General features: G+C 76.3%; 16 protein-coding genes, 1 pseudogene and 1 riboswitch. Of the genes and pseudogenes, 10 read left to right on the top strand and 7 right to left on the bottom strand.

Features of this window, described 5'->3' with window-relative positions:
* Positions 1–3: 3 nt before the first annotated feature.
* From cysD to cobA, 3 genes are read left to right on the top strand one after another with little or no spacing between them, the layout of a single operon-like run.
* Positions 4–1,014, top strand: a complete 1,011-nt coding sequence (gene cysD, locus FB00_RS11625) for a sulfate adenylyltransferase subunit CysD (protein WP_082141245.1) — start codon at positions 4–6, stop codon at positions 1,012–1,014.
* Positions 1,014–2,402, top strand: coding sequence for a sulfate adenylyltransferase subunit 1 (locus FB00_RS11620; protein WP_047233073.1), 1,389 nt, complete (start codon positions 1,014–1,016; stop codon positions 2,400–2,402). Before cysD ends, FB00_RS11620 begins: the two co-directional genes overlap by 1 nt.
* A 10-nt stretch (positions 2,403–2,412) precedes the next feature.
* Positions 2,413–3,819 (top strand): uroporphyrinogen-III C-methyltransferase, encoded by a 1,407-nt coding sequence (gene cobA / locus FB00_RS11615; RefSeq protein ID WP_047233072.1) that lies wholly within the window; start codon positions 2,413–2,415, stop codon positions 3,817–3,819.
* Between the two features lie 70 nt (positions 3,820–3,889).
* Here the strand turns inward: cobA and FB00_RS11610 are convergent, their stop codons facing one another.
* The gene (locus FB00_RS11610) at positions 3,890–4,507 is read right to left on the bottom strand and encodes a LuxR C-terminal-related transcriptional regulator (RefSeq protein ID WP_156186385.1); all 618 of its coding nucleotides are present in this window, start codon (positions 4,505–4,507) and stop codon (positions 3,890–3,892) included.
* 77 nt (positions 4,508–4,584) lie between these two features.
* Positions 4,585–6,018 (bottom strand): ATP-binding protein, encoded by a 1,434-nt coding sequence (locus FB00_RS11605; RefSeq protein WP_082141244.1) that lies wholly within the window; start codon positions 6,016–6,018, stop codon positions 4,585–4,587.
* 127 nt (positions 6,019–6,145) lie between these two features.
* Between FB00_RS11605 and FB00_RS22040 the strand changes: the two are divergent.
* The 3 genes and pseudogenes from FB00_RS22040 to FB00_RS11590 all read left to right on the top strand — a co-directional run.
* Positions 6,146–6,559 (top strand): annotated as a pseudogene (locus FB00_RS22040) (PspC domain-containing protein); the annotation flags it as partial.
* Between the two features lie 736 nt (positions 6,560–7,295).
* Positions 7,296–7,934 (top strand): LiaF domain-containing protein, encoded by a 639-nt coding sequence (locus tag FB00_RS11595; RefSeq protein WP_156186382.1) that lies wholly within the window; start codon positions 7,296–7,298, stop codon positions 7,932–7,934.
* Positions 7,934–8,509 (top strand): hypothetical protein, encoded by a 576-nt coding sequence (locus FB00_RS11590; RefSeq protein ID WP_047233069.1) that lies wholly within the window; start codon positions 7,934–7,936, stop codon positions 8,507–8,509. Before FB00_RS11595 ends, FB00_RS11590 begins: the two co-directional genes overlap by 1 nt.
* Before the next feature lie 182 nt (positions 8,510–8,691).
* Here FB00_RS11590 and FB00_RS23105 read toward each other — a convergent pair whose 3' ends face one another.
* Entirely contained in the window at positions 8,692–9,465 is a 774-nt protein-coding gene (locus FB00_RS23105) for a hypothetical protein (RefSeq protein ID WP_197088800.1), read from the bottom strand.
* Positions 9,466–9,645: 180 nt separating this feature from the next.
* Between FB00_RS23105 and FB00_RS11580 the strand changes: the two genes are divergently transcribed.
* Positions 9,646–10,806 (top strand): glycosyltransferase family 4 protein, encoded by a 1,161-nt coding sequence (locus FB00_RS11580; RefSeq protein WP_047233108.1) that lies wholly within the window; start codon positions 9,646–9,648, stop codon positions 10,804–10,806.
* A gap of 4 nt (positions 10,807–10,810) precedes the next feature.
* Here FB00_RS11580 and guaA read toward each other — a convergent pair whose 3' ends face one another.
* Positions 10,811–12,424, bottom strand: a complete 1,614-nt coding sequence (guaA, locus tag FB00_RS11575) for a glutamine-hydrolyzing GMP synthase (RefSeq protein ID WP_047233107.1) — start codon at positions 12,422–12,424, stop codon at positions 10,811–10,813.
* Positions 12,425–12,467: 43 nt separating this feature from the next.
* Positions 12,468–13,184 carry a thiamine phosphate synthase gene (gene thiE, locus FB00_RS11570; RefSeq protein WP_047233068.1) on the bottom strand — a complete coding sequence of 239 codons (717 nt, stop codon included), beginning with the start codon at positions 13,182–13,184 and terminating at the stop codon, positions 12,468–12,470.
* 52 nt (positions 13,185–13,236) lie between these two features.
* Positions 13,237–13,317, top strand: a riboswitch (TPP riboswitch).
* Positions 13,318–13,321: 4 nt separating this feature from the next.
* Between thiE and thiO the strand changes: the two genes are divergently transcribed.
* The 3 genes from thiO (at position 13,322) to FB00_RS11555 (ending at position 15,786) form a co-directional block, all read left to right on the top strand.
* Positions 13,322–14,695: a glycine oxidase ThiO gene (thiO, locus tag FB00_RS11565; protein WP_082141243.1), complete on the top strand. Its 1,374-nt coding sequence runs from the start codon at positions 13,322–13,324 to the stop codon at positions 14,693–14,695.
* Between the two features lie 5 nt (positions 14,696–14,700).
* The gene (gene thiS / locus FB00_RS11560; RefSeq protein ID WP_047233067.1) at positions 14,701–14,934 is read left to right on the top strand and encodes a sulfur carrier protein ThiS; all 234 of its coding nucleotides are present in this window, start codon (positions 14,701–14,703) and stop codon (positions 14,932–14,934) included.
* Between the two features lie 108 nt (positions 14,935–15,042).
* Entirely contained in the window at positions 15,043–15,786 is a 744-nt protein-coding gene (locus FB00_RS11555; protein ID WP_047233105.1) for a thiazole synthase, read from the top strand.
* A gap of 100 nt (positions 15,787–15,886) precedes the next feature.
* Here the strand turns inward: FB00_RS11555 and FB00_RS11550 are convergent, their stop codons facing one another.
* Together FB00_RS11550 and FB00_RS11545 are read right to left on the bottom strand one after the other, a co-directional pair.
* A complete protein-coding gene (locus FB00_RS11550; RefSeq protein WP_047233066.1) occupies positions 15,887–17,155 on the bottom strand; it encodes a ThiF family adenylyltransferase in 1,269 nt (422 codons plus the stop codon).
* Entirely contained in the window at positions 17,152–17,592 is a 441-nt protein-coding gene (locus tag FB00_RS11545) for a DUF3817 domain-containing protein (protein ID WP_082141242.1), read from the bottom strand. The genes FB00_RS11550 and FB00_RS11545 overlap by 4 nt, the downstream gene beginning before the upstream one ends.
* Positions 17,593–17,604: the final 12 nt, after the last annotated feature.

Raw genomic sequence — 17,604 nt, 5'->3', positions numbered from 1 at the left:
GGCATGACGACCATCGACCTGACGACCGACGCACCGGGCTCCCCCGCCGGTGCTCTTGCCGGCGCCTCCGCAGAGGCTGCGCCGGTCCCCGCCACGGCGCTGCCGGGCGGGCGCCGCCTCGCGCAGCTCGACGCTCTGGAGAGCGAGGGCATCCACATCATCCGCGAGGTCGTCGCCGAGTTCGAGCGGCCCGTGCTGCTGTTCAGCGGCGGCAAGGACTCCGTGGTGATGCTGCACCTCGCGGTCAAGGCGTTCGCGCCCGGCCCGGTGCCGTTCCCCGTGCTGCACGTGGACACCGGCCACAACTTCCCCGAGGTGCTCGCCTACCGCGACGCGACCGCGCAGCGCCTCGGCCTGCGGCTCGAGGTCGCGAGCGTGCAGGACTACCTCGACGACGGCCGCCTGCGCGAGCGCGCCGACGGCACGCGCAACCCCCTCCAGACGCAGCCGCTGCTCGACGCGATCTCGGGCCACCGGTTCGACGCCGTGTTCGGCGGCGGCCGTCGCGACGAGGAGAAGGCGCGCGCCAAGGAGCGCGTGTTCTCGCTGCGCGACGAGTTCGGCCAGTGGGACCCGCGCAACCAGCGCCCGGAGCTGTGGAACCTCTACAACGGGCGCCACCGCCCGGGCGAGCACGTGCGCGTGTTCCCGCTCTCGAACTGGACCGAGCTCGACGTGTGGCGCTACATCGCGCGCGAGCGGATCGAGCTTCCCGAGCTCTACTACGCGCACGAGCGCGAGGTGTTCGACCGTGACGGGATGCTGCTCGCCGTCGGGCCGTACTCGGAGCCCCGCACCGACGCCGAGACGGCGTCCCTGCGCACCGAGACGGTGCGGTACCGGACCGTCGGCGACATGTCGTGCACCGGCGCCGTGCGCTCGGACGCGACGGGCGTCGACGACGTCATCGCGGAGGTCGCGGCGACGCGCATCACCGAGCGCGGCGCGACCCGCGCCGACGACCGCCTCTCCGAGGCCGCCATGGAGGACCGCAAGAAGGAGGGGTACTTCTGATGGGCACCCAGACCAGCACCGGCACCGTCACCGAGGACGCGGCGCCGCCGCTCGACGACGCGCGCCGCGGCACGCTGCTGCGCCTCGCGACGGCGGGTTCCGTCGACGACGGCAAGTCCACGCTCGTGGGCCGCCTGCTCTTCGACTCGAAGTCCGTGCTCGCCGACCAGCTCGACGCGGTCGAGCGCGTCTCGCGCGACCGCGGGCTCGAGTCGGCCGACCTCGCGCTGCTCACCGACGGCCTGCGCGCCGAGCGCGAGCAGGGCATCACCATCGACGTGGCATACCGGTACTTCGCGACCGCGCGCCGGTCGTTCATCCTCGCCGACTGCCCCGGGCACGTGCAGTACACGCGCAACACGGTGACGGGCGCGTCGACGGCGGACGTCGTCGTGCTGCTCATCGACGCGCGCAAGGGCCTGCTCGAGCAGACGCGCCGCCACCTCGCGGTCGCGAGCCTCCTGCGGGTGCCCCACGTCGTCGTCGCGGTCAACAAGATCGACCTCGTCGACTACAGCGAGGCCCGGTACGAGGAGCTCGCGGCGGACATCCGCGCGGCCGCGACGTCGCTCGGCGTCGGCGACGTCCACACCATCCCCGTGTCCGCGCTCGTGGGCGACAACGTGGTGGACCGGGCGAGCGCGAACACGCCCTGGTACGACGGCCCGAGCCTGCTCGAGCTGCTCGAGGAGCTCCCGACCGGCGACGACCCGGAGACCGAGGCGTTCCGCTTCCCCGTCCAGGTCGTCATCCGCCCGCAGGCCGCGGCCGACGAGCGCTACCGCGACTACCGCGGGTACGCCGGCCAGGTGGCGTCGGGCGTCGTGACGGTCGGGGACGAGGTCGTGGTGCTGCCGTCCGGTCGCCGCACGACCGTCGTCGGGATCGACACGGCAGACTCCCTCGCGTCCGGCGAGGAGCTCACGGAGGCGTTCGCGCCGCAGTCCGTGACGATCCGCCTCGCCGACGACGTGGACGTCGCGCGCGGCGACCTCATCGCCTCCGCGGCGGAGGCGCCCGAGGTCACGCAGGACGTCGAGGGCACCGTCGCGTGGCTCAGCGACCGCCCGCTCCTGCCCGGTGCGCGCGTGTTGCTCAAGCACACGACGCGCACGGTGCAGGCCGTCGTGCGCGACGTCGTCGGGCGGCTCGACCTCGACACCGCCGAGCTCGAGCCCGCCGAGCGGCTCGACCTCAACGACATCGGCCGCGTGACGCTGCGGCTCGCGTCGCCCGTCGCCGCCGAGGAGTACGTCGTGGCCCGGCGGACGGGCGCGTTCCTGCTCGTCGACGGCCAGGACGGCGGCACGCTCGCTGCCGGCATGGTCGGCGACGCGCTCGCCGCCGCCCGCCGTCCGGCGTCCCGGCCCGGCTCGTACGCGATCTAGGCTGGAACCCGTGACCGCGCCCGAGCACGAGACGTACCCCCTGGGCCTGCGTCTCGACGGCCGCCGGACCGTCGTCGTCGGCGGCGGTCCCGTCGCGGCGCGGCGCGCGCGCGGCCTCCTCGACGCGGGCGCCGTCGTGTCGGTCGTCGCGCCGTTCGTGTGCGAGGACCTCGCGGAGCTGCTCGCGGTCCACGGGACCGAGGACGCGGGGGGCGCCCACGGTCACGCGGGCGCGCCCCGGGACCGCGGCGCGCGGTTGTCGTGGGTGCGGCGCGACTACCTCACGGGGGACCTCGACGGCGCGTGGCTCGTCCACACCGCGACCGGCGACCCCCACGTGGACGCCGAGGTCGCCGCCGATGCCGAGTCCGACCGGGTCTTCTGCGTCGCTGCGGGCGACGCGGACCTCGCGACCGCGTGGGTGCCCGCCGTGGCGCGCACGCGCGTCCCGAGCACGGTTCCGGGTGACGTTGCGGGCGACCCTGCTCGCGACGTCTCGCTCGGCCAGGCCGCAGAGGTCACGGTGTCGGTCAACGCGGGCCGGGACCCGCGCCGCGCCCAGCGGGTGCGCGACGCCGTCGCCGCGCTGCTCGAGGCGGGAGAGCTCCCGCTCCGGGCCGTGCGCCCGGAACGTGCACGGCCCGCGGCCGACGACGACGCCCACCTCGCCGGCGCCGTCTCCGGACCGCTCGTGCGGCCGCTCGGGAGCGTCGCGCTCGTCGGGGGCGGCCCCGGCGACGCCGGGCTGATCTCCGTGCGGGGACGCCGCCTCCTCGCGGAGGCGGACGTCGTCGTGGTCGACCGGCTCGGGCCGCGCGGCCTGCTCGCCGAGCTCGGCGACGACGTCGAGGTCGTGGACGTCGGCAAGACGCCGGGCCACCACCCGGTGCCGCAGGCGGAGATCAACCGGATCCTCGTGCACCACGCGCTCGTCGGGCGGCGGGTCGTGCGGCTCAAGGGCGGCGACCCCTACGTGTTCGGGCGCGGCGGCGAGGAGCTCGACGCGTGCCGCGAGCACGGCATCCCGGTGGAGGTCGTGCCGGGCGTGACGAGCGCCGTCTCCGTGCCCGCCGCGGCGGGCATCCCGGTGACGCACCGCGGCCTGTCGCGCGGGTTCACCGTGCTCACCGGGCACGAGGACGTGGGCAAGGTCCCCGCCGCGAGCGACCACACGGTCGTCCTGCTCATGGGCGTCTCGCGGCTCGCGGAGACGGCGGCCGCGCTCGTCGCACAGGGCCGCTCGCCGCAGACGCCCGTCGCGGTCGTCGAGGACGGCTACGGCCCGCGCCAGCGGACGACGGTCGGCACGCTCGCGACCATCGCCGACCGTGCCCGCGAGGCGGGCGTCCGCCCCCCGGCGGTCACGGTCGTGGGCGACGTCGTCACCCTCTCCCCCGCCTGGCCACCGACCCCCTGAAGCTGGGCATGAGATGGGCCTGGTTCTCGGTCGAGAACCGGGCCCATCTCATGCCCACAACGCCTCGGGGCTACAGGAGGCGGCGCTGGGCCGCCCAGCGGGTGAGCTCGTGGCGGGACGAGAGCTGGAGCTTGCGCAGGACCGCGGAGACGTGGGTCTCGACCGTCTTGATCGAGATGAACAGCTCGGACGCGACCTCGCGGTAGGTGTAGCCGCGCGCGATGAGGCGCATGACCTCCTGCTCGCGGGCCGAGAGCCGGTCGAGCTCGTCGTCGCGCACCGCGACGTCGCCCGCGCCCGTGCCGAACGCGTCGAGCACGAACCCGGCGAGGCGCGGCGAGAACACCGCGTCGCCGCCCGCGACCTGCCCGACGGCCGCCGACAGGTCCGGCCCGGAGATCGCCTTGGTCACGTACCCGCGCGCCCCGGCGCGGATGACCGCGACGACGTCCTCCGCCGCGTCGGACACCGACAGCGCGAGGAACCGCACGTCGCCGAGCAGGTCGGCGCAGCGCTGGATGACCTCGGCGCCGCCGCCCCCGTTCCCGCCGGGCAGGTGCACGTCGAGCAGCACGACCGGGGGCCGCAGCTCGTGCACGCGCGCGACCGCGGACTCGACGTCGTCCGCCTCCCCCACCACGGCGACGAGCGCCGGGTCGAGGCTCGCGCGCACGCCCGCCCGGAACATGTGGTGGTCGTCGACGAGCACCACCGGGACGGGGCCGGTCGCAGGGACGCCGTCGGCGGGCGTGCTGGGGATGGTCGTCACGGGTCCTCCTGGTTCGACGGGGCGCTCGACGGGGTGCCCGACGGCGGGCGGGCGGGCTCGGGCTCTCCCGTCACGGCCCGTGGCACGCGCAACCGTACCTCCGTGCCCCACCCCGGCCTGCTGATGATCTCGGCCTTGCCGCCGCGCCGCTGGACCCGGCCGAGGATCGACTCCCGCACGCCGAACCGGTCGGGCGCGACGTCCTCCATGTCGAAGCCGTCCCCGCGGTCGCGCACGAACACCTCGACGGCGGCGTCGCTGACCTCCAGGTAGACCGAGTAGGGCGGCCCGCCGTGCGCGACGGCGTTGACGAGCGCCTCGCGCGTCGCCTGAAGCAGCGCCGCGGTCTCCTGGGTGGGCGTGCAGTCCCCCACCACGACGACGTCCACGACGACCGGACCGGGGTCGGCCTCGCCGGTCACCCCGCCGCCGGTCGACCCGACGGGCGCCCCGATGGGCTCCGCACGCCGGCCCACGCGCCCGTCCTCGACCTCCGCGACGAGCCCCCGCAGCTCGGCGGCGAGCGACGTCCCGGGCGAGGGTCGGTCGTCGTAGAGCCACTCGCGCAGCTCGCGTTCCTGGGCGCGCGCCAGGCGCGCGACGGTGTCGGCGTCCGACGACCGCGCCCGGATGAGCGCGAGCGTCTGGAGCACCGAGTCGTGCAGGTGCGCGGCGATGTCGGCGCGCTCGGCCTCGCGGGCGCGCGCGGCGCGCTCGTTCCCGAGCTCCCGCACGAGCTTGAGCCACCACGGGGCGAGCACGATCGCGACGCCGGCGAGCACCGCGACCGCCGCGACGGCCGCGCGCACGATCTGCGTGGGCCGCGCGTCCTGCCCCACGAGGAGGACGATGCCCACGAGCACCAGCACCACCCCGCCCGCGATGCGCAGGACGCCCGCCGGCGTGCGGCCGCCGGCCCGGGTGAGGAGCCGGCCGCGCTCGACGGCGTCGAGCTGGCTCCACGCGAGCGCCGCGCCCGCGAGCGCGATGAGGACGGGGATGACCCAGGAGACCTCGACGTCGACGCCGGTCCGCAGCGCCACGAGCAGCGCGGCGCCGCCCAGCAGCACCACGCCGATCGCGACGTCGCGCACGGGGAGCCGGCGCACGCTGCCCTGGAGCCGCGGCGCGAGGCGCGACAACGACGCCGGGCGCTGCTCGTCGCGCGCCGCGGCCGGGTCGCCGGACGGCACCGTGAGCCACCAGAACACGTAGAGCGCGACGCCGGCGCCGCCCGCGAGCCCGAGGAACGCCATCACGAGGCGCACGACCCCGACGCTCACGCCCAGGTGCGCCGCGAGCCCCGCGCACACGCCGGCCACCCACCGGCCGCGCTCGGGGCGGCGCAGCGGCAGGTCGCGCGGTCGGGAACCGGACCCGGCACCGGTCGGTGCGCCGGGCCGCGGGCCGGGACGGGCAGGAGTCGTCACCCCCCGATCGTCACACGTCCCGGGCGCCCGGAGCGTCCCCGGACGGGGAAACCAGGGTCGCGCGGCGGCCGGTTCAGGGTCGGGTCAGGGTGGCACCCGATACCGGCGACGCGGCGCCGAGGCCAGCATGGTGGTCATGAGCACTCCCGACCTTCCCGGACCCGGCACCCCGCCCGGGCCTTCCGGCGGCGCCGCCGACACGTCCGGCGCACAGCCGGGCACCGTCCCTCCCGGGGCGAGCGGTCCCCGCCCCGCGTGGGGCGGCCCCGCCGGCCCGACCGACCCCGGCCAGAGTCCGCCGCAGGGCCCCCCGCAGGGTCCGCAGCAGGGCCCCGGCGCGACCCGCCCGAACGGCACCGACGGCTTCTTCGACGCCGTCCGACGCGTGGGCATCTACCGCGGGGACGACCGGTGGATCGGTGGTGTCGCGTCCGGCGTCGCCGAGCGGTTCGGGATCGACCCGCTCATCGTGCGCGGGCTCCTGTTCGTGACGTTCTTCCTCTCGGGCGCCGGGCTCGTCCTGTACGGCGCCGCGTGGGCGCTGCTCCCGGAGCGCCGCGACGGTCGCATCCACCTCCAGGAGGCGTTCCGCGGCAACGTGGACGTCGCGCTGCTCGGCGCGGCCGCGTTCGTCGTCGTCGGGTTCTCCTGGGGCGGCGGCTGGTGGTCGTGGTGGGACGCGCTCCACCTGGGGTGGCTGACCGGCCTGTTCTGGGTCGCGGCGTTCGTCACCGTGGCGGTCGTCGTGGTCTCCGCGCTCACGCAGCGCGGCCCCCGGGGGACCTCAGGGCACACCGCCGCAGGCTCCCCCGTGGCCGGGCGGCCCGGGCGCTCCCGGCGCCGGTGGTCCCGGGACCACCGGGTACGGCCCCGGCGGACCGGGCGCCGGTCCCGCCGGACCTGGCTACGGTCACGGTGGACCTGGCTACGGTCCGGGCGCACCGGGCCACGGTCCCGGCGCTGCCGGTGGCGGCCCCACGCCGACCGACGCCCCGTGGGGCTCCCCCGGGACGCCGTCGGGTACCGCGCCGTCGGGGCCCCAGGACCGGGTGACCTGGTCCGCCGAGGCGAGCCCGTACGCCTCGACCGCGCCGGGCGTCACCGCGCCCCTTCCCCCGTACGCCCCGGGCGCACCGCTCGGCGCGACCCCCACCGTTCCGCAGCGGGCGCACCAGGGACCGCGGAACCCGTCCGCGCAGCAGCCCCCGAGGCCTCCGCGCGCCCCCCAGCCGTCGAAGCCCCCGCGACCGCGGGGTCCCGGGGCGACCACGACGGGCGTGGTCGTCGGCCTGAGCCTCCTGCTCGGCGCGTTCCTCCTCGTCGTCGAGCGCCAGGGCGAGCTGCCCTGGCCCGTGTTCCTCACCTGGGCGGGGCTGTCCGGGATCCTCGCGGGCCTCGCGATCGTCGTGAGCGGCCTGCGTGGGCGCACGAGCGGCGGCCTCGGGTGGCTGGCGGTGCTCCTGCTGGTCGTCGCCCTCCCGGCGTCCGCATGGCGGTCGGCCCCGTTCACGTTCTTCCTGGACGACTCGGTACGGACCGTCACGGACGGCACGCACCGCGTGACCGACCCGGACGTGGCCGAGGAGGGGTTCGGCGTGACGTTCGGCGACCCGACGATCGACCTCTCCGGGCTCGACCTGTCCGACGCGTCCGGCACCTCTCCCGTCGAGGTCCCGGTCCAGCTCGGCGCCGGGGACGCGACCGTCGTCGTGCCCGACGGCGTCCCGGTGCGCGCGGAGGTCCAGGTGCTCGCGGGGAACGCCCGCTGGCACGTCGACGGTGACCGGCAGGAGATCGGCGGCGTCAGCACGCAGCCGGTCACGTTCGACAACGACGAGGTCCAGTCCGGCGACGACCCGCTGCTCGTGCTGCGGGTCGAGGTCGGGGCCGGTCAGATCACGATCGAGGAGGACTGATGAACGACTCAGCACGCCGCGACGACGACACGCGGCCGCTCGGCGACGAGCTGTTCGACACCCCGCAGGCCCGGGACGCGGAGGCGGACGCCCACCCGACGGTGCCGCTGTCCACCGAGAATCCGGCCACGGAGCCGCTCGCCGCGCGGTCGGTGTCCGACCCGCGTCCCACGGAGCCCCTGCCCGCCGTGCGGGCGCAGGACGGGGAGACCTCCGTCCTGGACGTGCCCGGACCGGCAGCCCCCGCGCACCCGCTCGCCGCACCCGGTGGCCCGACGACGTCCGGCCCGACCTCCGGCGCGGTCCCGCCCGCGGAGCCGTCCCTCCCGGGGACGTCCACGACGCCCACCGTGCCCGCCGCACCCGTCGAACCCCCGCCGCCCGTCCGGCGCGGCCCTCGCGTCTCCACGATCGTGTGGGGCTTCGTCATCGTCGCGTTCGGCGTCGTCGTCCTCGCCGCCGCGCTCGGCGCGCGGGTCGACCTCGGGCTGGCCACGATCGTCGTGCTCGCCGCGGCGGGTCTCACGCTCGTGGTCGGGTCGATCGTCTCGGGGGCCCGGCGCCGACGAGGCTGAGCCTGGTCCGGCGTCCCGCACGGGCGACGGCGGGCGAGCGCCGGCGGGCCGAGACACAGCGAGGGGCCGTGGCACGTGTGCCACGGCCCCTCGCTGTGTCCGAGCGACGCCGCCCCTCGCGCTCACCCCGGTGCGACCCGGCGGGAACGGGTCCTCGGCGTCCGGACGGACGGCCGGGACGATCAGGGGGTGGGCTCGTCACCCCGGCGCTCGGGCGGGGTGCCCGTGGGGCCGGTCGTGGGCGTCGTGGTGTCGGGCGACGCGGCCGGCGACGCCCCCGGGGCGGACGGGGTGCCCGTCCCCGCGGCACCCGTCGGCTCGACCGGCGTCGCGGCCGCACGAGCCTCGGCTCCGGGTGTCGAGAGTGCGGACGTGCGGCCCGGCGCCTCGACCGGGCGCGTGGGCTCCGGGCGGACCGGCGGCGCGGTCGGCGCGGGCTCCGCGTGCGAGGGGGCGGCGTGGCGACCCGCGTCCGACAGGTCGCCCGACGACGTGTACGCCCCCGGCGTCTCGACGGCCACGCTGGGGCCGCCCGCGAGCCGCCGGAGCGCGATGCCGACGAGGATGAACAGGATGCCGAGCCCCATGACCAGGGCGCACACCCCGAACGCGACGACGGACGTGAACAGCGACGCCCGCAGGAACGACGCCGTCATGACGGTCTGCCGCGTCGGGTCGTCCTGGTCGAGCTCGGCGTACGTCTGGCCGCCGCTCGCCTCGAGCGCGTGCTTGTTGATGACCTCGGCCTGCGCGTACGCGGTGAGCGGACCGTTGACGTGGCGGCCCGCCAGGAACGACGCGTCGTCCGAGACGGTGATCTCCTCGGCGGACAGCTGGTTCGCCACCACGATCCAGGTGCCGATGCCCGCGAGGAGGAGGACGATGCCGGCGATGATCGACACGAGGCCGATGCCTCGCGCCCCCTTGGCCGGCGTGACGGTGACGGTGCTCGACATGGCGCGTTCTCCCCTTCGTCAGGACCCACCTGCTGCCGCACCACGGTCCGCGACCCGCGGGCGCGGGTCCGCCGCAGGGCGGTCGAACCACCCATACGGGACCCACGGTAGCGACGACGACGACGGACCGCGCGGCGAACGCGCACCTCAGCGCCATGCCCGGATGGGAGGATGCCGTCCGTGCGCATCACCCACCTGACGGACTGCTACCTCCCCCTGCTCGGCGGGATCGAGACCCAGGTCGCGCGCCTCGCGCAGCAGCAGGCGGCCGCCGGTCACGACGTCGAGGTCGTCTGCACGACGCCAGCGCGCCCGGGCGCGCACGGCGTGTCGACCGAGCGCGACGGTGACGTCACGGTGCACCGGCTCGCCGCGCGCGTCCCGGGCGGCTACCCGGTCCACCCGCGCGCGCCGCACCACGTGGCGCGGATCCTGCGCGCGGACCGGCCCGACGTCGTGCACCTCCACATGGGCGTGCTCACGCCCTCGACCCAGGCGTCGCTGCGCACGGTCGTGCGCGCGGGGCTGCCCGCGGTGCTCACCGTGCACAGCGTCTGGGGTGGGGCGGAGAAGGCGTTCGCCGGCCTCGACCGCGTCGTGCGGTGGTCACGCTGGCCCGTGCTGTGGTCGGCGGTGAGCGAGCTGACCGCCGCTCCCCTGCGCCGCATCGTCGGCGACCACGGCGAGGTCGTGGTGCTGCACAACGGCCTCGATCTCGACGCGTGGCGCGTGCCACGCACCGAGCGCGCCGACCGCATGGAGGGCGCGGCCGTCCACGTCGTGGCGGCGACGCGGTTCGCGCCGCGCAAGCGCGTGCTGCCGCTCCTCGACGTCGTGCGCGACGCCGTCGCGCGCCTCCCCGAGGGCGCGCTCCACGTGACGCTCGCCGGGGACGGCCCCGAGCTGGCCGACGCGCGGCGCTTCGTCGCGGAGCACGGGCTGGGGTCGGTCGTGTCGCTCCCCGGCCGCCTCGACGCGACGGGGCTCAAGCGGCTCTACGCGCGCGCCGACGTGTTCGCCGCGCCCGCCGTCGAGGAGGCGTTCGGGATCGCGGCGCTCGAGGGCCAGGCTGCCGGTCTCGCCGTCCTGACCCGCTCGCAGTCGGGCGTCGCGGAACGCCTCACGGACGGCGTCGACGCGCTCCTCGCGGACGACGACGCCGGGCTCACGGACGCCCTGGTGCGCCTCGCGACCGAGGACGGCCTGCTCGACCGGATCGTCGCGCACAACCGCGACGTGCCGTCGTCAGCGGGCTGGCCGCGCGTGCTCGCCGACGTGGAGGCGGCATACGAACGGGCCGCGACGATCGCCGTGGATCGTCGGGCCCGTCCGTCCCGCTAGGAGATCACTCCCACTCGATGGTGCCCGGGGGCTTGCTCGTCACGTCGAGCACGACCCGGTTGACCTCGGCCACCTCGTTGGTGATGCGCGTCGAGATGACGGACAGCACGTCGTAGGGCAGGCGCGTCCAGTCCGCCGTCATCGCGTCCTCGGACGAGACGGGGCGCAGCACGATCGGGTGGCCGTAGGTGCGGCCGTCGCCCTGGACGCCGACCGAGCGCACGTCGGCGAGCAGCACGACGGGGCACTGCCAGATCTCGTTGTCGAGTCCCGCCTTCGTCAGCTCCTCGCGCGCGATCGCGTCGGCGGCGCGCAGCGTCTCCAGGCGGTCCGCCGTGACCTCGCCGACGATGCGGATGCCGAGGCCGGGGCCGGGGAACGGCTGGCGGGCGACGATCTCCTCGGGCACGCCGAGCTCGCGGCCGACCGCGCGGACCTCGTCCTTGAACAGCGTGCGCAGCGGCTCGACGAGCGAGAACTGCAGGTCGTCCGGCAGGCCGCCGACGTTGTGGTGGCTCTTGATGTTCGCCGCGCCCTCGCCGCCGCCGGACTCGACGACGTCCGGGTAGAGCGTGCCCTGGACGAGGAACTTGACCTCGGCCCCGTGCTCGCCCGCGTCCTCGACGATCTGGCGCGCGGAGTCCTCGAACACGCGGATGAACTCGCGGCCGATGATCTTGCGCTTGGTCTCGGGGTCGCTGTGCCCCGCGAGCGCGGTGAGGAATCGCTCCTTCTCGTCGCGGATGACCAGGTTGACGCCGGTCGCCGCGACGAAGTCGCGCTCGATCTGCTCGACCTCGCCCGCGCGCATGAGCCCGTGGTCCACGTGCACGCACGTGAGCTGGTCGCCCACCGCGCGCTGCACGAGCGCCGCCGCGACCGCGGAGTCGACGCCGCCGGAGAGCGCGCAGATCACGCGCGCGTCGCCGACCTGGGCGCGGATCGCCGCGACCTGGTCCGCGATGACGTTGCCCGGCGTCCAGTCCGGGGCGAGCCCTGCGCCCTCGTAGAGGAAGTGCTCCAGCACGGTCTGGCCGTGCGCGGAGTGCTTGACCTCGGGGTGCCACTGCACGCCGTAGAGGCGGCGCGACGTGTTCTCGAACGCCGCGACGGGCGAGCCGGCCGACGTCGCGAGGACCTCGAAGCCCTCGGGCGCGCGGTGCACGGCGTCGCCGTGGCTCATCCACGTGGTCTGGTTCTCGGGGGTCCCCTCGAGCAGCACGCCCGCGGCGCACACCTCGACCTCGGTGCCGCCGTACTCGCGCAGGCCCGTCTGGGCGACCTCGCCACCGAGCGCCTTCGCCATGGCCTGGAAGCCGTAGCAGATGCCCATGACGGGCACGCCGGCCGCGAACAGCGCCGGGTCGACGAACGGGGCGCCGGTCGCGTACACCGACGACGGACCGCCGGAGAGGATGATCGCCACCGGGTCCTTCGCGAGCATCTGCTCGACCGTGAAGGTGTGCGGCACGATCTCGGAGTAGACCTTGGCCTCGCGCACGCGGCGCGCGATGAGCTGCGCGTACTGGGCGCCGAAGTCGACGACGAGCACGGGGCGCGGGGTCGCGGCGACCTCGGCGGTGGTGGGGGTGTCGGGAGCGGTGGCGGGTGACGTCACCGCTCCAGGATAGTCGCCGCGCGGCGCGGTCCCGTCCCGCGTCTCAGGCGCCGGCGGGCTCGGCGGCGCGCTCGGCCACACGCTCGACGATCCGGTCGCGCAGCGCGCGGGCCGCGGCCTCGGGGTCGCTCGCCTGCGTGACCGCCCGCACGACGACGACGCGCGTCGCCCCGGCGTCGAGCACCGCGTCGAGCCGGTCCGCGTCGATCCCGCCGATGGCGAACCACGGCGTGCTCGGCCGCGTCGCGGCGACCGCGCGCAGCAGGTCGAGCCCGACGGCCGCCCGCCCCGGCTTGGTCGGCGTCGCCCACAGGGGTCCGACGCAGAAGTAGTCGACGTCCGGGTCGGCCTCGGCGGCGGCCGCCTGGTCGGCCGAGTGCGTCGACCGGCCGAGCACGGGGCCGCCGCCGAGCAGGGCTCGCACCGCGGGGACGGGCAGGTCCCCCTGACCCATGTGGACGACGGGCGCGCCCGCGAGCTGTGCGACGTCCGCCCGGTCGTTGACCGCCCACAGCGCGCCGTGCTCCGTCGCGACCCGCGCGACAAGCTCCTGGAGCTCGAGCTCGCGCGCGACGTCGAGCGTCTTGTCGCGGAGCTGGACCACGTCGACTCCGCCCGCGAGCGCCGCCCGGAGGAAGTCCTCGAGGTCGCCGCGCTCCTCGCGCGCGTCCGTGCACAGGTAGAGGCGCGCGTCGGCGAGGCGGGTCCGCGCGGCGTCCGGAGCTTGCGGGGCGGGAGTGGCGAAGGTCTCGGTGCTCACCCGCCGGAGCCTAGCGGCGGCCCGTCCGGAGCAGGCGGTACTGTGGCCGACAGCACGGGAGCCCCCCACGGGGGCTGAGAGGGCGTCGGAGCCGACCGTCGAACCTGATCTGGGTCATGCCAGCGAAGGGAGCGCGCATGCACACCCCTGTCCGTCCTGGGCCCCGCCTGCCGGGAGCCGGTCCTGCCGTGCCCGACGGCGCGCGCGACGTCGTCGTCGTGGGTGGCGGGATCGTGGGTCTCGCCGTGGCGTGGCGGGCGGCGCGCGCGGGGCTGACCGTCACGGTGCTCGACCCGTCGCCGGGCGACGGCGCGACGCACGCCGCCGCCGGGATGCTCGCCCCGGTCACGGAGGCCGACTTCGGCGAGGACGACGCGCTGCGCCTGCACCTCGCCGCCGCCGCGGCATGGCCCGGCTTCGCGGCCGACCTGCACGCCGCGACCGGTGCCGACGTCGGCCTGCGCACCGCGGGCACCCTTACGGTCGCGTACGACGGCGACGACCTCGCGCTGCTCCGGCGCCTCCTCGCCCTCCACGCCGCGCACGGCCTCGCGTCGCACGAGCTCACCGTGGCCGACGCCCGTCGGCGCGAGCCCTACCTCGGCCCGCGGGTCGCGGGCGCGGCCTGGGCGCCCGCCGACCACGCGGTCGACCCGCGCGCGACGCACGCGGTGCTGCTCGGCGCGCTCGCCAGGGGCGCCGGGCCGGGGACGCTCGCGAGCGCGGACGGCGGCGCCGGGGCGCGCGCCGCCGTCGTGCGGGCGTCGGCGAGGCGGCTCGCGCTCGACCCGTCCGGGCGCGTCGTGGGGGTGCGCGACGACGCGGGCCGGCTCCACGCGGCGGGCGCGGTCGTCGTCGCGGCGGGCTGGGAGTCCGGGGCGCTGCTCGCGGACGTCCCGGGCGTCGTCGTGCCGACGCGGCCGGTCAAGGGGCAGACGCTGCGCCTCGACGCCGGGCCGGACCTCGCGCTCGAGCACGTCGTGCGCGGGGTCGTGCAGGGGCGGCCGGTGTACGTGGTGCCGCGCGACCCCGTACCCGACGGGCAGGGTCACGGCTGCGCGGGGCACCGCGAGGTCGTCGTCGGCGCGACGACCGAGGAGAACCCCGACGACCGCCGCGCGACCGCGGGCGGCGTCTTCGCCCTGCTGCGCGACGCGCGCGCCCTGCTGCCCGGGATCGACGAGGCCGCGCTTGTCGACGTGACGCCCCGGGCCCGCCCCGCGACCCCGGACAACCTGCCGCTCGTCGGCCCGACCGTCGTCCCGGGGCTGCACCTCGCGACCGGGCACGGGCGCAACGGCATCCTGCTCGCGCCGCTCACCGCCGACGCGGTCGTCGCCGGCCTCACCGGTGCCGCGCTCCCGGCCGAGGCCACCACCGCCCTCTCCCCGACCCGCACCGACCGCTTCGCCGAACCCGGGGTTGTCCCCGGGTTCGCGTCGGATCCGGGGAACGACCCCGGGTTCGACGCCGCCCGGTCGGCCGCCTTCTCCACCACGACACCGAGGTGATTCCCGTGACCCCACCCGCTCCGACCGCGCTCGTCAACGGCGAGCCGTACCCGCTCGACGCCCCCGTGCACCTCGAGCAGCTCGTCGCGGCGCTCGTCCCCGCGTACGTCGCCGACGGGACGCCGCAAGGAGTTGCCGTCGCGGTGGGCGACGCCGTGGTGCCGCGCGGCTCGTGGGCGACGACCGTCGTCGCGCCCGGCGACCGCATCGAGATCGTCACCGCCGTCCAGGGCGGCTGAGGAGGACCCGTGACCACGACCGACATCTCCCCCGCGCCCACGAGCCGGCCGTCCGACGGCGACGACCCGCTCGTCGTCGCCGGCACGACCATCGGGTCGCGCCTCGTCATGGGCACCGGCGGGGCGGCGAACCTGCTCACGCTCGAGGACGCGCTCGTCGCGTCGGGCACCGCCCTGACGACCGTCGCGATGCGCCGCGTCGCCGTGCGCGCCGGCGGGGAGGCGAGCCCCGACTCGGGGATCTGGGCGCTCCTCGCGCGCCTCGGCATCCGTGCGCTGCCCAACACGGCCGGGTGCTTCTCGGTGCGCGAGGCCGTGCTGACCGCGCACCTCGCGCGCGAGGCGTGCGGCACCGAGTGGGTCAAGCTCGAGGTGATCGCCGACGACGTCACGCTCCTGCCCGACCCCGTCGGCCTCGTCGAGGCGGCCGAGCAGCTCGTGCGCGACGGGTTCGTCGTGCTGCCCTACACCAACGACGACCCGATCCTCGCGCGCCGGCTCGAGGACGTCGGGTGCGCCGCCGTCATGCCCCTCGGCGCGCCGATCGGCACCGGCCTCGGCATCCTCAACCCCCGCAACATCGAGGCGATCGCCGCCGCAGCCCGGGTGCCCGTGATCCTCGACGCGGGGATCGGCACGGCGTCCGACGCCGCGCTCGCCATGGAGCTCGGGTGCGACGGCGTCCTGCTCGCCACCGCCGTCACGCGCGCCGCCGACCCGGTCCGCATGGCGCACGCGATGCGACTCGCCGTCGAGTCGGGCCGCCTCGCCGCCGGTGCCGGCCGCATCCCCCGCCGCGAGGGCGCCCTCGCGAGCTCGTCGCCGGACGGCCGCCTCGACCTCGCCCTCTGACTCCGGCGACCAGGCCACCCCGGCATGCCGGACAGGCCGTCCTGGCTCGTCAGCGAACCAGGACGCGCCACGATCACCTGTTCGGCACGGGGGGCGCGGCCTACGTGGCCGGGGAGGGCGCCGCGAGGGCGTCGAGGAGGGCGGGGACGCCGCCGACCACCGAGCGGGCGTCGATCCCCGCCGCGCGGGCGACGTCGGCGACGCGGGCCGAGCGGGCGCCGACCGCGCACAGGACGAGCACGGTTCGGTCCGTCGGGAGGGCCGCGAGCGCCGCGGCGGGGTCGCCCGTGAGGAACGTCCCGCTCGGCACGAGGGTCGACCCGGGCAGGGGACGCACCTGCGCCTCCCAGTCCTCGCGCACGTCGAGGAGGTACGGCGCCGCGCCGTCGTGACCCAGCAGGGCCGCGGCGTCGCGGGCGGCGACGTCGCGCTCCCCCGCGACCGGCTTGCTGCCCGACGTCGCCGGGGCGAGCCCGCAGAACGCGGCGTAGGCGTCGTCGCCCGGCAGGAGCGCGGTGACGGGCTCGCGCGTCGGGTCGGCGCGCACGGTGAGCTGGCGCCACGAGAGCTCGAGCGCGTCGTAGACGGCGAGGCGGCCCAGCAGCGTCGTCCCGGCACCGGTGACGAGCTTGATCGCCTCGGTCGCCATGACGGAGCCGACGGTCCCGCACATCGCGCCGAACACCCCGCCGGTCGCGCAGTCGGGCGCGGCACCGGGCGGCGGCGGGACGGGGAACACGTCGCGGTACGTGACGCCTCGCCCCTCGCCGTCCCCGGGGCCGACGGGAGCCGCGGCGCCCGGGAGCGGGACGTCGTCGGGCACCGCGAACCGCGGCGCGCCCCAGAAGACGCTGACCTGTCCCTGGAAGCGGTAGATCGAGCCCCAGACCACGGGGAGGCCGAGGACCTCGGCCGCGTCGGAGACGAGGTAGCGCGTGGGGAAGTTGTCGGCGCCGTCGAGCACGACGTCGTAGCCGCGCAGCACGTCGAGCGCGGTGTCCGCGTCGAGGCGCAGCGCGTGCTCGACGACGCGCACGTGCGGGTTGACGTCGGCGATCGCGTCGCGCGCGGAGTCGACCTTGCGACGGCCGACGTCGGAGCCGCCGTGGATCACCTGGCGCTGGAGGTTGGACGTGTCGACGACGTCGTCGTCGACGATGCCGATCGTGCCGACGCCCGCGGCGGCGAGGTAGAGCAGCGCGGGGCTGCCGAGGCCGCCCGCGCCGACGACGAGCACGCGCGCGGCAGCGAGACGACGCTGGCCCTCGGGGCCGACGCCGGGCAGGGCGAGGTGGCGCGCGTACCGCTCGAGCTCGGCGGTGGTCAGCTCGGGACCGGGCGCGACGAGGGGCGCGAGGGCCGCCGTCATGACGCGTACTGCTCCTCCAGGACAGCGAGCTTGGCCTCGGCCTCGGCGTGCACCTTCTTCTCGAGGATGAACGACATGACCGGCACGACGCCCGCGAAGACCATGGTCGCGAGCCGGCCCCAGCCCCAGCGCATCTTGGCCCACAGGTCGAGCACCGTGACGAGGTAGACCACGTAGATCCAACCGTGCGCGAAGGGGATCCAGGAGACGTACCGCATGATCCCGTCGACGTCGACGAACTGGCCGACCCCGTACTTGACGAGCATCTCGACGCACAGGATGAGCAGCATGACACCCGTGATGATCGCGAGGACCCGGTAGCGGGCGAGCGCGCCGCGCGCCTTGCGGATCGCGGTGCGCGCGGCCTCCGTGCTCGGCGTGGCCACGTCGGCGGGCGCGTCGGTCGGGGTGGGCGTGGCCGGGTCCTGCGTGGTCATGGGGGAGGTCCT

This window comes from Cellulosimicrobium funkei, assembly GCF_001019615.1.
GTDB classification, from domain to species: Bacteria; Actinomycetota; Actinomycetes; order Actinomycetales; family Cellulomonadaceae; genus Cellulosimicrobium; species Cellulosimicrobium cellulans_E.
Note: the sequence above shows the minus strand (reverse complement) of the source record. Positions and strands in the feature narration are given on the sequence as shown.

Excerpts from the sequence above, each read along its gene's own strand:
- FB00_RS11590 (WP_047233069.1), top strand. The coding sequence starts at position 7,934 with ATGAACGACTCAGCACGCCGCGACGACGACACGCGGCCGCTCGGCGAC.
- FB00_RS11610 (WP_156186385.1), bottom strand. The coding sequence starts at position 4,507 with ATGTTCCGGGCGGGCGTGCGCGCGAGCCTCGACCCGGCGCTCGTCGCC.
- FB00_RS11620 (WP_047233073.1), top strand. The coding sequence starts at position 1,014 with ATGGGCACCCAGACCAGCACCGGCACCGTCACCGAGGACGCGGCGCCG.
- FB00_RS11555 (WP_047233105.1), top strand. The coding sequence starts at position 15,043 with ATGGGCACCGGCGGGGCGGCGAACCTGCTCACGCTCGAGGACGCGCTC.
- FB00_RS11550 (WP_047233066.1), bottom strand. The coding sequence starts at position 17,155 with ATGACGGCGGCCCTCGCGCCCCTCGTCGCGCCCGGTCCCGAGCTGACC.
- cysD (WP_082141245.1), top strand. The coding sequence starts at position 4 with ATGACGACCATCGACCTGACGACCGACGCACCGGGCTCCCCCGCCGGT.
- thiO (WP_082141243.1), top strand. The coding sequence starts at position 13,322 with ATGCACACCCCTGTCCGTCCTGGGCCCCGCCTGCCGGGAGCCGGTCCT.
- FB00_RS23105 (WP_197088800.1), bottom strand. The coding sequence starts at position 9,465 with ATGTCGAGCACCGTCACCGTCACGCCGGCCAAGGGGGCGCGAGGCATC.
- FB00_RS11545 (WP_082141242.1), bottom strand. The coding sequence starts at position 17,592 with ATGACCACGCAGGACCCGGCCACGCCCACCCCGACCGACGCGCCCGCC.